Source organism: Sphingomonas sp. R86521 (assembly GCF_042466235.1).
Taxonomy (GTDB): domain Bacteria; phylum Pseudomonadota; class Alphaproteobacteria; order Sphingomonadales; family Sphingomonadaceae; genus Sphingomonas.
On the sequence record NZ_JAXHBY010000001.1, the window covers coordinates 1,274,010 to 1,287,266 of the forward strand.

The window sequence follows — 13,257 nt, forward strand, 5'->3', positions numbered from 1 at the left end:
GTTTCGGGTCCAGATCTTTGGACCTGCCCTGACGGGTCGGATTTGAGCGGCTCCCCGTCCTTGGGCTAAGAGGGCGGGGAGCCGTTTCGTTTTGAGCATCACGGAGTTTTAGGTCATGCGGCGTGTCGTCGTCACCGGACTAGGCATGGTTACCCCCCTCGGCGCGGACGTCGAGACGGTGTGGGCCAACATTCTCGCGGGCAAATCCGGCGCGGGCACGATCACGCGCTTCGACGCGAGCGAGTATGTCTGCCGCATCGCCTGCGAAGTGAAGCCCAAGGATCACGAATACGGGTTCGATCCCGGCAAGCGCGTCGACCACAAGGTCCAGCGCCAGGTCGATCCGTTCATCATCTATGGCATCGACGCCGCGGGCCAGGCGCTCGAGGACGCCGGGCTGCTCGATATGACCGTCGAGGAAAGCTGGCGTGCCGGCGTCTCGATCGGGTCGGGCATCGGCGGCCTGCCGGGGATCGAGAGCGAGGCGATCGTGCTCCACGAAAAGGGGCCGCGTCGCGTCTCGCCGCATTTCGTGCACGGCCGGTTGATCAACCTGATCTCGGGTCAGGTCTCGATCAAATACGGCCTGCGCGGGCCGAACCATGCGGTCGTCACCGCGTGTTCGACGGGCGCGCATGCGATCGGCGATGCCGCGCGGATGATCGCGATGGACGATGCCGACGTCATGCTCGCGGGCGGCGCGGAGGGTACGGTGTGCCCGCTCGGCATCGCCGGGTTCGCGCAGGCGCGCGCGCTCTCGACCAACTTCAACGATACGCCTGAAAAGGCCTCGCGGCCCTATGACCGCGACCGCGACGGCTTCGTGATGGGCGAGGGCGCGGGCGTGCTGGTGCTCGAGGAGTACGAGCATGCCAAGGCGCGCGGCGCGAAGATCTATGCCGAGGTGATCGGCTATGGCCTGTCGGGCGACGCGTATCACGTCACCGCGCCGCATCCCGAGGGCGATGGCGCGTTCCGGTCGATGCAGATGGCGGTGAAGAAGTCGGGCCTCAAGCTCGAGGACATCGATTACATCAACGCGCATGGGACCTCGACGCCGCTCGGCGATGAGCTCGAGCTGGGCGCAGTACGGCGGTTGTTCGGGGATGCGATCTCCGGGCTGTCGATGTCGTCGACCAAGTCGGCGATCGGGCATCTGCTCGGTGGCGCCGGCGCGGTCGAGAGCATCTTCTGCATCCTCGCGCTGCGCGACCAGATCGTGCCGCCGACGCTCAACCTCGACAACCCGAGCGACAGCTGCGTGGGGGTCGACCTGGTGCCGCATGTCGCGAAGAAGCGCGAGGTTCGCGCCGTGCTGAACAACTCGTTCGGGTTCGGCGGGACCAATGCGTCGCTGATCATGACGAAGGTGCGATAGAATCTGGGCCCCCGCTTTCGCGGGGGAACAAGGAGTGGCGATGCGTAAGGTCGGTTGTTTCGGACTCATCGTCGGCCTCGCCGCGATCGTCGCGTTGTTTCTCGTGGTGCAGGGCTGGGGTGGCGCTGGTCCGGCAAAGCGGACGCTGACGGTGCAGGTGCCGCAGGGCGCGTCGCTTGCCGCCGCCGCGAACGAGCTCGAAAAGGCCGGCGCGATCCGGTCGGCGACGCGCTTTCGGCTCTATGCCCGCGTGTTCGGGTCGGGCGATCCGATCAAGACCGGCGAATACCGCATCCCGCCGCACCTGAGCCAGGCCGATATCCTGAAGATGCTCCAGGGTGGCAAGACGCTGCAGCGGCTGGTGGTGGTGCCGGAGGGCTATCCGTCGGTGCTGGTCCACGACGCGCTGATGAAGGCCGACGGGCTGGTCGGGCAGGTCGCGGTGCCGGCCGAGGGATCGGTGTTGCCCGACAGCTATGCGTTCCAGCGCGGCGATACGCGGGAGTCGGTGGTGGCGCGGATGCAAAAGGCGATGCGCGACTATCTCGCCGCCGCCTGGGCCAAGCGCAAGCCGGGCATCGCAGTGACGACGCCCGAACAGGCGATCATTCTCGCCGCAATCGTCGAGAAGGAAACCGGCAAGCCGTCCGAACGCCGCACCGTCGCTGCGGTTTATGGGAACCGGTTGAAGCTCCACATGCCGCTGCAGGCCGATCCGACCGTGATCTATCCGATTACGAAGGGGCGGCCGCTGGGGCGGCGGATTCTGCGGTCGGAGCTGCAGGCGAAGAACGGCTACAATACCTATGCGGAGACGGGGCTGCCGGTCGGGCCGATCGCCAACCCCGGGCGGGCCAGTATCGATGCTGTGCTGGATCCGGCGCCGACGCACGCGCTGTATTTCGTCGCGGATGGGACCGGGGGTCATGTGTTCGCGGATACGCTCGAGCAGCATAACGCCAATGTGCAGAAATGGTACGCGATCAGAAGGGCACGCGGGGAGATGTAGCTCCGTCATGCTGAACTTGGTTCAGCATCCACCTTGCCCCAGACGATTGCGCCCGGAGCGAGGTGGACCCTGAAACGAGTTCAGGGTGACGGTTGGGGAGGGTGGGGTGCTTACCCTCCCAGCCGCTTCCGTCATCCCAGCGAAGGCTGGGATCTCATGCGGCAGGGACGGAACATGCGGCACGAGACCCCAGCCTGCGCTGGGGTGACGATGTCCCGGTTACCCCCGCAGGGCGTTCGCAGCCCGCGCCTTCAGTTCGACCTCCGCCATCGTGCCGCCGGGGACCCAGCTGCCACCGACGCAGAGCACCGGCTTGAACGCGAGCCATTCGGGGGCGTTGGCTTCGGTGATGCCGCCGGTGGGGCAGAAGCTGCACTGGTAGAACGGTGCGGCGAGGGCCTTCAGCGCCTTGAGGCCGCCGCTGGCTTCGGCGGGGAAGAACTTGAAGTGCGTGAGGCCGAGGTCGAGGCCGCGCATGATGTCGCCGGCGTTGGCGATACCGGGCAGGAACGGCACGCCGCTGTCGACGATCGTCTTGCCGAGGCGTTCGGTCAGGCCCGGCGAGACGATGAACTCGGCGCCGGCGTCCATGACCTGCGCGAACTGCTGGGTCGAGACAACGGTGCCGGCACCGACGATCGCGCCCTCGACCTTCTTCATCTCGGTGATGGCCTCGATCGCGGCGCCGGTGCGCATCGTCACTTCGAGGACGCGCAGGCCGCCGCGGACCAGCGCTTCGGCGAGCGGACGGGCGAGGGCGGCGTCTTCGATGACGAGGACGGGGATGACCGCGCTGGTCTGCATGATGTCGGAGATGGTGACGGTCATTGGGTATGCTCCTGGGCGAAGGCGGCCGCGGCGCCGAACAGGCCGGGCTGGGGATGGGTGATGAGCTTGACGGGCATCGCCGCCATCATGGTCTGGAACCGGCCCTTGGCGACGAAGCGCTGGTCGAAGCCGGAGCGGATCAGGCGATCCTTGATGCGGAAGCCGAGGCCGCCGGCGATGACGACGCCCTTGGCACCCTGCGCCAATGCGAGGTCGCCGGCGACGGCGCCGAGTGCGAGGCAGAAGCGGTCGAGCGCGGCGAGCGCGATCGAATCGGTGCCGTCGATGGCTTCGGTCCAGATCGTCTTGTCGTCATGGCTGGGAACGGCGCGGCCCTCGAGTGCGGCGAGCGTCTCGTAGATCGCGACGATGCCGGGGCCGGCGACGACGCGTTCGGCGGACACGCGCGTGAAGGTGTTGCGCAGGCGCTTGAGCAGCGCGTCCTCGATGCCGTCGAGTGGGGCGAAGTCCATGTGGCCGCCCTCGGTCTCAAGCACTTGATAGCCAGTCTTGTGCCGCAGGACCTGCGCCACGCCCAGGCCGGTACCGGGGCCGCAGACCGTGGTGATGCCTTCGCACGGCAACGGCGTGTCGGGGCCGCAGAGATGGATGAAGTCGCTCTCCGGCACCTGCGCGACGGCATGGCCGACCGCGCCGAAATCATTGACCACGACCCATTGATCGGCGTTCAACCGCTCCTGGATCAGCGACTTGCGGATGATCCATGGGTTGTTGGTGAGGCGGATGACGTCGTTGCCGACCGGCGACGCGACGGCGATCGCGATCGCGCGCGGCAGCGGCTGGGCGAGGCTGGCGCCGAACGCCTGATAGGCGGTCTGCAGGCTGGCATGGTCCGCGGTCTTGAGCGTGACGGGTTCGCCGAGCGCAACGACGCGGCCGTTCTCGACCTCGGCGAGCGCGAAGCGGGCGTGGGTGCCGCCGATGTCCGCGGCTACGATCTGCATGCGTCTCTCCCGTTCATATCGGTACGGCGTGCCCTCACCCTCGCCGCCTTCGGCGTCTCTCCCTCTCCTCGACGGGGAGAGGGAAGGGGGCCGCGGCTGCTTGGCCGTGAGAAGGGTGAGGGCACGGTATTATAGTCCAGCCCCTGCGAGCATTGCCGACGCGCCGCGCTCGGCCTCGTCGGCGCCGCTGCGGAACATGCCGAACAGTTCGCGGCCCATGCCCGAGGCGGGCGGCGGTGCGGAAGCCGGAACGCGTGCGGCCCATTCGTCGGCATCGACCAGCGCCGTCAGCATGCCGGTCTCCGCATCGACGCGGATCATGTCGCCGTCGCGGATGCGGCCGATCGCGCCGTCCAGCAGTGCTTCGGGCGAGCAGTGGATCGCGCAGGGCACCTTGCCGCTGGCGCCCGACATGCGGCCGTCGGTGACCAGCGCGACGCGGAAGCCACGGTTCTGGAGCACGCCGAGCGGGGGGGTGAGCTTGTGCAGCTCGGGCATGCCGTTCGCGCGTGGGCCCTGGAAGCGGACGACGACGACGACGTCGCGTTCCAGTTCGCCGCGCTTGAACGCTTCGATGACGTCGAGCTGGTCGTCGAACACCGCTGCCGGCGCCTCGACCACCCAGCGATCGCGCTCGACCGCGCTGACCTTGATGCAGGCGCGGCCGATATTGCCGGCGAGGATACGCATGCCGCCATCGGGCGAGAAAGGCGCGGCGGCGGGGCGCAGGATGGTCTCGTCGCCGCTGTCGCCGACGGGGGACCAGCCGAGCATGTCGTCGACCACCGAGGGGGTGTGGGCGTAGGCGGAGAGGTCGCCGCCGGCGATCGTCGGGATATCGGCGTGGAGCAGTCCAGCACCGATCAGCTCGCGGATCACATAGGGCATGCCGCCCGCCGCCTCGAACGCGTTCACGTCGGCCGAGCCGTTGGGATAGACCCGGGCGATGGTGGGCACCGCGCGGCTGAGGCGGTCGAAATCCTCCCAGTCGATGACGATGCCGGCTGCGCGCGCGATCGCGGGGACGTGGAGCAAATGGTTGGTCGAGCCGCCGGTGGCGAGCAGGCCGACCGCCGCATTGACGATCGCCCGTTCGTCAACGCAGTGGCCGAGCGGGCGATAATCGTCGCCGCGCGCGCCGATCTGCGCGAGGCGGTGGACCGCGGCGCGCGTCAGTTCCTGGCGGAGCTTGGTGCCCGGATTGACGAACGCGGCGCCGGGCATGTGGAGGCCCATCACCTCCATCATCATCTGGTTGGTGTTGGCGGTGCCGTAGAAGGTGCAGGTGCCCTTCGAATGATAGGCGCCAATCTCCGCGTCGAGCAGTTCCTCGCGGCCGACCAGCCCCTCGGCGAACTTCTCGCGGACCGCGGCCTTGGCCTTGTTGGGAAGGCCGGTCGGCATCGGGCCGCCGGGGATCAGCACCATCGGCAGGTGGCCGAAGCGCAGTGCACCCATCAGCAGGCCGGGGACGATCTTGTCGCAGATGCCGAGCAGCGCGGCGCCCTCGAAGGTGCCGTGGCTGAGCGCGATCGCGGTCGACAGCGCGATGGTGTCGCGGCTGAACAGCGACAGCTCCATGCCGGGATAGCCCTGCGTCACGCCGTCGCACATCGCGGGGACGCCGCCGGCGACCTGCGCGGTGGCGCCGACCTCGCGCGCCCACACCTTCATCAGTTCGGGGTAGCGGTAGTAAACGGCATGCGCGCTGAGCATGTCGTTGTACGCGGTGACGATGCCGATGTTCATCCCCGCATCCGCCTTCATCGCGTCGCGATCCTCGGCGGTGCCCGCATAGGCGTGCGCGAGGTTCGCGCAGCCGAGGTTCGGGCGACGGACGTGCGCGTCGCGTTCACGCTCGATGAGCGCGAGATAGGCGGCACGGGGCGTGCGCGAGCGTTCGATGATGCGGTCGGTTACCGCGGAAACTTCGGGGTTCATGCCATCCTCGTCATGCCGGGCTTGGTCCGGCATCCACCGTGCCGCGTAATCTTCGGCCGTTTGGTTTGCGGCACGGTGGACCCCGGAACAAGTCCGGGGTGACGGTTTCTTCTGGGGCGTCCGTTAGTTTAGGCCGCCCAGTGGATATCGATCGGCAGTTCGACGTCGGCCAAAACCCGGCCGATCGGGTATTGCGACAGCGGACCCTGCTCGATCGCCTTTTCGATGATGTCGCGCTTGGCCTGGCCGGTGACGGCGATCATGACCGCGCGGGCGGTTACGATGGCTTCACGGCTCAGCGTGACTCGCGCGACCGGGGCTTCGGGGGGCAGCGGGTCGGGCATGACGCCCAGCGCACGGCGCTCCTTGGGGCCGGCGACGGCTTCCTCGTAGTCGGGGCCGGGGAAGATCGACGCGGTATGGCCGTCGCCGCCGACGCCGAGCAGGCAGAAGTCGAGCGGCCAGTGGAGGTCCTGCATCAGCGCGTCGGCCGAGCGGCCAGCGGCCTTGTAATCCTTGGTGGCCTCGGGGACGATCGGCTTTACGCGTGCACCCTTGGGCAGGAAAATCTTCGCCAGCGCGGTGACGTTGGACAGCGGGTCGCCGAGCGGGACGATGCGTTCGTCGCCGGGGATGATCGTGACCTTCTTCCAGTCGAGCTTCGCCTCGGCGAGCAGCCGGTAGGCGGGGAGGGGGGTGTTACCGCCCGCCAGCGCGATCACCGCCGAGCCGCGCGCGTCGATCGCGCTTTCGATGATGAACTGGATGTCGCCGGCAACCGCCGCGGCCATCTCGTCCGCGTCGTCGTAATCCCACCATTCGATCTCGGTCATTGTACGTCCTTGAAATTTTGAAGCATTACTCTCGGGGGACGGAGCACTCAGTCGTCCTGCCAGGTCACCCCGTCGCGCTCGGTCAGGCCGATCGCGGCCGACGGGCCCCAGCTGCCCGACGGATAGCTCTTGGGCTTGGTTCCGTTTGCGGTCCAGCCGGCGCGGATCGCGTCGATCCAGGTCCATTGCGCCTCGACCTCGTCGCGCCGCACGAACAGCGCTTGGTCGCCCTCGATCAGGTCGAGCAGCAGGCGCTCGTACGCGATGCGGCGACGGCTGCCGGCGAATTCGGCGTCGAGCGACAGGTTGAGCGGCACCTCGCGCAGGCGGACGCCCTCGCGGTCGAGGCCGGGCTCCTTGGCCATGACGAGCAGCTGGACATATTCCTCGGGCTGCAGGCGAATCACCAGCGTGTTCGGCTGGAGTTGGCCGCCGCGGCCGGCGAACATCGAGTGCGGGACCGGCTTGAACTGGATCGCGATCTCGCTGCGGCGCGTGGTCATGCGCTTGCCGGTGCGCAGGTAGAAGGGCACGCCCTGCCAGCGCCAATTGTCGACATGCGCCTTGATCGCAACGAAGGTCTCGGTGGTCGACGGCTTGCCGAGTTCGTCGAGATAGCCCTTTACGATCGCGCCGTTGACCGCGCCGTCGCCATATTGGCCGGTGACCGTGTCCTGGTTCACGGTTTCCGGGGTGATCATCCGCAAGGACCTGAAGACCTTGGCCTTTTCGTCGCGGATGTCGGTGCCGTCATACCGCGCGGGCGGCTCCATCGCGATCAATGCGAGCAGCTGGAGCATGTGGTTGGCGACCATGTCGCGCAGCGCGCCGGCGCCGTCGTAATAGCCGGCGCGATCCTCGAGCCCGACCATCTCGGAGATGGTGATCTGGACGTTGGCGATGCCCTGCGCGTTCCAGACCGGTTCGAAGAAGCTGTTGCCGAAGCGCAGCGCCAGGATGTTCTGGACGGTTTCCTTGCCGAGATAATGGTCGATGCGGAAGGTGCGGTCCTCGGGAAACGCCTTGGCCACCGCATCGTTGATCTCGCGGCTGGTGGCGAGGTCGTAGCCGAGCGGCTTTTCAAGGCCGACGCGGACGGTGTTCCCGGCGAGGCCGACCTTATGCAGACCTTCGATCGCCGATTCGAACAGTGACGGCGCGGTTGACAGATAGATGGCGAGGCCACCCGCAATGTCGCCGATCTTGTCGGCAAGCGGCTGGAAGCTCGCCGGGTCGGACAGGTCGGTCGGCTGGTAGAACAGCCGTTCGAGGAAGGTGCCGAGCGCCTTCTCGTCCTTGCGGTCCTCGGGCAGGAACGAATGCAGCGCCTTCTTGGCGAACGCGCGATACGCCTTGTCGTCATAGTCGTGCCGCGCGGCGCCGGTGATGGTGAGTTCGGACGGCAAGAGCCCATCGGCGTGCAGGCCGTAGAGCGAGGGCAGCAGCATGCGCTGCGCGAGATCGCCGGTGGCGCCGAACAGGAGCAGCTTGGCGACGGGGTCACGGGTCAAGGGCATATCCTAGAGGATCAGGCCGGCATGGGGATCGAGCCCGGCCATGATGTTGAGGTTCTGGACAGCGGCGCCGCCTGCGCCCTTGCCGAGATTGTCGAGCGTCGCGATCAGCCGGGCCTGACCGGCGGCCGCGTTGCCGCAGACTCGGAGCGTCAGGCGATCGGTACCGGCGTTCTCCGCGATGTCGACTGCGCCAACGTCGCCAGCGGCTACCGAGACGAGAGGCGAACCGTCATAGGCGGCGCGCAGCGCGTCTTCGAGGTCGCGCAGGCTCGGGGAGCCCGGCAACGCGTGGAGATGCAGCGGGACTTCGACGACCATGCCGCGATAGGTATTGGAGACTGCGGGCGCGAAGATCGGTGCGTGCGCGAGCCCGGCATGCGTCGCCATTTCGGGGACGTGCTTGTGGCCGAGTTGCAGCGCGTACGGGCGGAACGCCGATGCGCCGCCGCTCTCGAACTCCGCGATCATCGCCTTGCCGCCGCCCGAATAGCCTGAGGTCGCGTTGACGCTGAGCGGCAGGTCGGCGGGGATCAACCCGGCGCGGACAAGCGGCGCGACCAGCGCGAGGAAACCAGTCGGGTAGCAGCCGGGGTTGGTCACGCGGGCGGCGTTCGCGATCGCGGCCTGGTTGCCGGGCGCGATCTCGGCAAAGCCGTAGACCCAGCCGGGGGCGACGCGGTGCGCGCTGGACGCGTCGATCACCCGCGTGCGCGAATTGTCGATCAGCGCCACCGCTTCGCGTGCGGCGTCGTCGGGCAGGCAGAGGATGACGAAATCGGCGTCGTTGAGCGCTTCGCGCCTGGCGTCCGCATCTTTCCGCCGCGCATCGTCGAGCAGGACGATGGCGATGTCGCTGCGTCCGCCGAGCCGGTCGCGGATTTCGAGACCGGTGGTGCCGGCCGCGCCGTCGATGAAGACGCTGGTCATGCGGAAACACTCCCGATCAGTTCGAGTGCGGTCCGGTCGATATAGCCGACCAGGCCTTCACCGACCGCGACGCCCCAAGCCGAGACGCCGGCAAGTTCGAGCACCTCGAACGTATCGCCCGATTGTAGGGTCGCGACGATCTCGCTGTCGGCATCGCGCTCCAGCCTTAGCGGCGAGGCGCGCGACACGATCGTCGGCATCGGCACCGCATAGTGCGGCGCAAATACCTGCTCGGCTAAGCGGATATCGGCGATATCGCGGCGCACCGCATGGCGCCGGGGATCGAGCGCGACCGAGCGACCGGTCAGCGCAAAACTGCTACGCGGGGGCGTGAGTGCGGGCGGCGCCGTCGTTTTCGCCGATGAATTGCCCGAATTCTTCAAGAAAATCTGCCCCTTCGGTGGTGCGCGCGACGAAGATGTTGCGCTTGTCGCTGTCGTCGCGTTGTCGGCGCAGATAGCCGAGCGCACCCAACCTGTTCAAGGCGCGTGTGACCACGGGTTTCGAGACGTTGAGCGCACGCGCCAATCCGCGCACCGTATGCGGGCCGGGTTTCAGGTATACGAGCAGCAGCAGCGCCATCTGCCGGTTGGTAAGATCGGGCTCGCCGGAGCGGACATAGTCCACCAGCGCACTCATCCAGTTCGATAAGGTTTGAGCTGCCATTGATGCCACAGCGTTGATCCGCCAATCCTCTGTGCCCGGGTTCAGGCTTCATTACGGGGACATAACGCCCGCTTGCACCGCTTGTTTCCGCCCCATGGCGATCGTGTTTCAGTTTGGCGCAGGATGCGCGCGGTTGATCGCCGCGGCGGCCTCGCCTATGTGCCGGGCTTCGTAAAAGTTCCGGGGTTTCCTGCGCAATGTTCGCCTTCCTGCTCGTCGTCCACGCGATCATCGCGGCCGCCCTCGTCACGGTCATCCTCATGCAGCGGTCGGAAGGCGGCGGTCTGGGCATGGGCGGCAGCCCGTCGGGGCTGATGTCGGCGCGTGGCGCGGCCGATTTCCTGACCCGCGCGACCGGCGTGCTGGCGACGATGTTCGTGCTGTTCTCGATCGCGCTGGCGGTGTTCGCCGCGACCAAGCGGTCGACCTCGACGATCGATACGTCGCTGGCCCGGACCCCGGCCGCCGCGGCGGCCCCCGCTACCACGGGCGTGCCGACTGCCGCGCCGAAGGGCGATGCGGCACCGTTTGCGGGCGGCGGCGAGAAGCCGGTCGCGCCGGGCACCGCGCCTGCCGACAATTCGAGCGTCCCGCTCGCCCACTAATACCGTCGGTTAACTGTTATTTCGTGCGTCCGCGTTTCGCGGACGCTTGTCGTTCGCCCTCAAGACACGCTAGGCAATTGCTCCCATGGCGCGGTTCATTTTTATCACCGGCGGCGTGGTCTCCTCGCTCGGCAAGGGTCTCATGGCAGCGAGCCTCGCGGCTCTGTTGCAGGCACGCGGGTACACCGTGCGCATCCGCAAGTTCGACCCTTACCTGAACGTCGACCCAGGCACGATGTCGCCTTATCAGCACGGCGAGGTCTATGTGACCGACGACGGCGCAGAGACCGACCTGGATCTCGGGCATTACGAACGCTTTACCGGCGTTCCCTCGCGCCAGTCGGACAATGTGACGTCGGGCCGGATCTATCAGCAGATCATCGCGCGCGAGCGTCGCGGCGACTATCTGGGCGCGACCGTCCAAGTCATTCCGCATGTCACGGATGCCATCAAGGCGTTCGCCCGCGCCGAAACCGACGATGTCGATTTCGTGCTGTGCGAGATCGGCGGCACCGTCGGCGATATCGAGTCGCTGCCGTTCATCGAGGCGATCCGCCAGCTGAAGAACGAGGAAGGCCGCGGCAACGCGATCAGTATCCACGTGACGCTGGTGCCGTACATCGCCGCGGCCGGCGAACTGAAGACCAAGCCGACGCAGCATTCGGTCCGCGAACTGGCGGCGCTGGGCGTGCAGCCCGACGTGCTGGTGTGCCGCTGCGAACATCCGCTGCCGCCGTCGGAGCGCGCCAAGATCGCGCTGTTCTGCAACGTCAAGGCAGCGGCGGTGATCCCCGCACTCGATGCGAAGAGCATCTACGCGGTGCCGATGCAATATCACGCCGAGGGCCTCGATTCGGAGGTGCTCCGCGCGTTCAACATCGAGCCCGAAGGCTCGCCCGACCTGTCGCGCTGGATCGAGATCATGGACCGCCTGGCCAACCCGCAGGGCGAGGTCACGATCGGCGTAGTCGGCAAATATGTCGGGCTGCAGGACGCGTACAAGTCGCTGAACGAGGCGCTGGTGCATGGCGGCATCGCCAACCGGGTCAAGGTCAACGTCCGCTGGATCGACGCCGAACTGTTCGAGAATGCGGACAGCGATATCGCGAGTTCGCTCGAACCGTGTGACGCGATCCTGGTGCCGGGTGCGTTCGGCGAGCGCGGGGCGGAGGGCAAGATCGCCTCGGTCAAGTTCGCGCGCGAGCGGAAGATCCCGTATTTCGGGATCTGCTTCGGGATGCAGATGGCGTGCGTCGAGGCGGCGCGCGATACCGCGGGCATATCCGATGCGTCGTCGACCGAGTTCGGGCCGACCAACCAGCCGGTGGTCGGGATGATCACCGAATGGATGGGCCGCGAGGGGCTGGAGACGCGCGCGGCGGAGGGCGACCTTGGCGGCACGATGCGGCTCGGCGCGTACGATGCCAAGCTCGACGGCAACAGCGTGGTCGCGTCGATCTATGGCGGCACCGAGATTTCGGAGCGGCATCGCCATCGCTATGAGGTGAATACGCATTACCAGCCGGCCTTGGAACGCGGCGGGCTGGTCTTTTCGGGGATGTCGCCGGATGGCACGCTTCCCGAGATCGTCGAGCGGCCGGATCATCCGTGGTTCGTGGGTGTGCAGTTCCATCCGGAGCTGAAATCCAAACCGTTCGACCCGCATCCGCTGTTCGCGAGTTTCATCCAGGCTGCGGTGAAGCAGAGCCGGCTGGTTTGAAGGCAGTTTTGATCACGCAAACGCGCAAAGGCGCGAAGAGGTTGCGCTTGCCGAGCGCGTAGCGCTCCGACTTTAGCGAGTGAGGCGCAACGCCTTTGCTATCGCAAAATCTTTGCGCCTTTGTGCCTTTCCGTGAGTTCCCTTTCTTCGGCTCGGATTGAAGAAGGGGTTTCACGCGGAGGCGCGGAGACGCGGAGGGAGTTCGCGGAGCGGGCGATATTCCCGATCGACGCGGATGCGCGGTCTTTGGTGAAAGTCGCTGGCGCGACGGGCGCAAATCTCCGCGTCTCCGCGCCTCCGCGTGAAACCCCTGCTTCTTCTTTGCGGCTAAGGAAGGGCGCCCGGACCCTTCGATCCGGACGCCCGACAGTGGGACCAGAAGACGCTTATGCGGCCTGGTCGACGACGCCGCTGTCCTCGACCGCGGCCAGCGGCGCACCCGTCTTGATCGCGACGGTCTTGGGCTTCATCGCCTCGGGGACTTCGCGGACCAGGTCGATGACGAGGAGGCCGTCGTTGAGGCGCGCATCCTGTACCAGCACGAAATCGGCGAGTTCGAACCGGCGCTCGAACGCGCGGTTGGCGATGCCGATGTGGAGCAGCTGGCCCTCGGACTGGGCCTCGTCCTTCTTGCCCGATACGAGCAGCAGGTTCTGCTGCGCGGTGATCTCGATGTCGTCGCGCGAGAAGCCGGCCACCGCGAGCGTGATGCGGTAGCGGTCGTCGGCGATGCGTTCGAGATTGAACGGCGGGTAGTTGTCGGAGGTCGCGCCGCGCGCGTTGGTCTCCAGCATGTCGAACAGACGGTCGAAGCCGACGGTCGAGCGGCGGTAGGGGGTCAGGTCGAGTCGCATTTCAAGTCCTCCAA

General features: G+C 67.0%; 13 protein-coding genes. 4 read left to right on the forward strand and 9 right to left on the reverse strand.

Annotated elements, in window-relative coordinates; translation table 11 throughout:
• The first annotated feature begins 115 nt into the window (after positions 1-115).
• Positions 116-1,378, forward strand: a complete 1,263-nt coding sequence (gene fabF / locus SJY20_RS05895; protein WP_380785666.1) for a beta-ketoacyl-ACP synthase II — start codon at positions 116-118, stop codon at positions 1,376-1,378.
• A gap of 40 nt (positions 1,379-1,418) precedes the next feature.
• Entirely contained in the window at positions 1,419-2,387 is a 969-nt protein-coding gene (gene mltG, locus SJY20_RS05900; RefSeq protein WP_380785667.1) for an endolytic transglycosylase MltG, read from the forward strand.
• Positions 2,388-2,606: 219 nt separating this feature from the next.
• On the opposite strand, the gene eda is transcribed toward mltG, so the two are convergent.
• The 8 genes from eda to SJY20_RS05940 all read right to left on the reverse strand — a co-directional run bounded on the left by eda (position 2,607) and on the right by SJY20_RS05940 (position 10,037).
• Positions 2,607-3,215 carry a bifunctional 4-hydroxy-2-oxoglutarate aldolase/2-dehydro-3-deoxy-phosphogluconate aldolase gene (eda, locus tag SJY20_RS05905; RefSeq protein WP_380785669.1) on the reverse strand — a complete coding sequence of 203 codons (609 nt, stop codon included), beginning with the start codon at positions 3,213-3,215 and terminating at the stop codon, positions 2,607-2,609.
• Complete coding sequence (gene glk / locus SJY20_RS05910; RefSeq protein ID WP_380785670.1) at positions 3,212-4,180, reverse strand: glucokinase; 969 nt, start codon at positions 4,178-4,180, stop codon at positions 3,212-3,214. The genes eda and glk overlap by 4 nt, the downstream gene beginning before the upstream one ends.
• Positions 4,181-4,309: 129 nt before the next feature.
• Entirely contained in the window at positions 4,310-6,121 is a 1,812-nt protein-coding gene (edd, locus tag SJY20_RS05915) for a phosphogluconate dehydratase (RefSeq protein ID WP_380788586.1), read from the reverse strand.
• Positions 6,122-6,249: 128 nt separating this feature from the next.
• Entirely contained in the window at positions 6,250-6,954 is a 705-nt protein-coding gene (gene pgl / locus SJY20_RS05920) for a 6-phosphogluconolactonase (RefSeq protein ID WP_380785671.1), read from the reverse strand.
• A gap of 47 nt (positions 6,955-7,001) precedes the next feature.
• Positions 7,002-8,471, reverse strand: a complete 1,470-nt coding sequence (gene zwf, locus SJY20_RS05925) for a glucose-6-phosphate dehydrogenase (RefSeq protein WP_380785672.1) — start codon at positions 8,469-8,471, stop codon at positions 7,002-7,004.
• Between the two features lie 3 nt (positions 8,472-8,474).
• Complete coding sequence (argC, locus tag SJY20_RS05930; RefSeq protein WP_380785673.1) at positions 8,475-9,398, reverse strand: N-acetyl-gamma-glutamyl-phosphate reductase; 924 nt, start codon at positions 9,396-9,398, stop codon at positions 8,475-8,477.
• Positions 9,395-9,664 (reverse strand): SH3 domain-containing protein, encoded by a 270-nt coding sequence (locus SJY20_RS05935; protein ID WP_380785674.1) that lies wholly within the window; start codon positions 9,662-9,664, stop codon positions 9,395-9,397. Before SJY20_RS05935 ends, argC begins: the two co-directional genes overlap by 4 nt.
• Before the next feature lie 52 nt (positions 9,665-9,716).
• On the reverse strand, positions 9,717-10,037 hold the full coding sequence (locus SJY20_RS05940; protein WP_380785675.1) for a MarR family transcriptional regulator: 321 nt from the start codon (positions 10,035-10,037) through the stop codon (positions 9,717-9,719).
• A 224-nt stretch (positions 10,038-10,261) separates the two neighbouring features.
• Between SJY20_RS05940 and secG the strand changes: the two genes are divergently transcribed.
• Positions 10,262-10,669 (forward strand): preprotein translocase subunit SecG, encoded by a 408-nt coding sequence (secG, locus tag SJY20_RS05945; protein WP_380785676.1) that lies wholly within the window; start codon positions 10,262-10,264, stop codon positions 10,667-10,669.
• An 85-nt stretch (positions 10,670-10,754) separates the two neighbouring features.
• Positions 10,755-12,389, forward strand: coding sequence for a CTP synthase (locus SJY20_RS05950; protein WP_380785677.1), 1,635 nt, complete (start codon positions 10,755-10,757; stop codon positions 12,387-12,389).
• A 386-nt stretch (positions 12,390-12,775) separates the two neighbouring features.
• Here SJY20_RS05950 and SJY20_RS05955 read toward each other — a convergent pair whose 3' ends face one another.
• A complete protein-coding gene (locus tag SJY20_RS05955) occupies positions 12,776-13,243 on the reverse strand; it encodes an Hsp20 family protein (RefSeq protein ID WP_380785678.1) in 468 nt (155 codons plus the stop codon).
• Positions 13,244-13,257: the final 14 nt, after the last annotated feature.

Excerpts from the sequence above, each read along its gene's own strand:
- edd (WP_380788586.1), bottom strand. The coding sequence starts at position 6,121 with ATGAACCCCGAAGTTTCCGCGGTAACCGACCGCATCATCGAACGCTCG.
- zwf (WP_380785672.1), bottom strand. The coding sequence starts at position 8,471 with ATGCCCTTGACCCGTGACCCCGTCGCCAAGCTGCTCCTGTTCGGCGCC.
- SJY20_RS05940 (WP_380785675.1), bottom strand. The coding sequence starts at position 10,037 with ATGAGTGCGCTGGTGGACTATGTCCGCTCCGGCGAGCCCGATCTTACC.
- glk (WP_380785670.1), bottom strand. The coding sequence starts at position 4,180 with ATGCAGATCGTAGCCGCGGACATCGGCGGCACCCACGCCCGCTTCGCG.
- fabF (WP_380785666.1), top strand. The coding sequence starts at position 116 with ATGCGGCGTGTCGTCGTCACCGGACTAGGCATGGTTACCCCCCTCGGC.
- mltG (WP_380785667.1), top strand. The coding sequence starts at position 1,419 with ATGCGTAAGGTCGGTTGTTTCGGACTCATCGTCGGCCTCGCCGCGATC.
- SJY20_RS05955 (WP_380785678.1), bottom strand. The coding sequence starts at position 13,243 with ATGCGACTCGACCTGACCCCCTACCGCCGCTCGACCGTCGGCTTCGAC.
- argC (WP_380785673.1), bottom strand. The coding sequence starts at position 9,398 with ATGACCAGCGTCTTCATCGACGGCGCGGCCGGCACCACCGGTCTCGAA.
- SJY20_RS05950 (WP_380785677.1), top strand. The coding sequence starts at position 10,755 with ATGGCGCGGTTCATTTTTATCACCGGCGGCGTGGTCTCCTCGCTCGGC.
- pgl (WP_380785671.1), bottom strand. The coding sequence starts at position 6,954 with ATGACCGAGATCGAATGGTGGGATTACGACGACGCGGACGAGATGGCC.
- secG (WP_380785676.1), top strand. The coding sequence starts at position 10,262 with ATGTTCGCCTTCCTGCTCGTCGTCCACGCGATCATCGCGGCCGCCCTC.
- eda (WP_380785669.1), bottom strand. The coding sequence starts at position 3,215 with ATGACCGTCACCATCTCCGACATCATGCAGACCAGCGCGGTCATCCCC.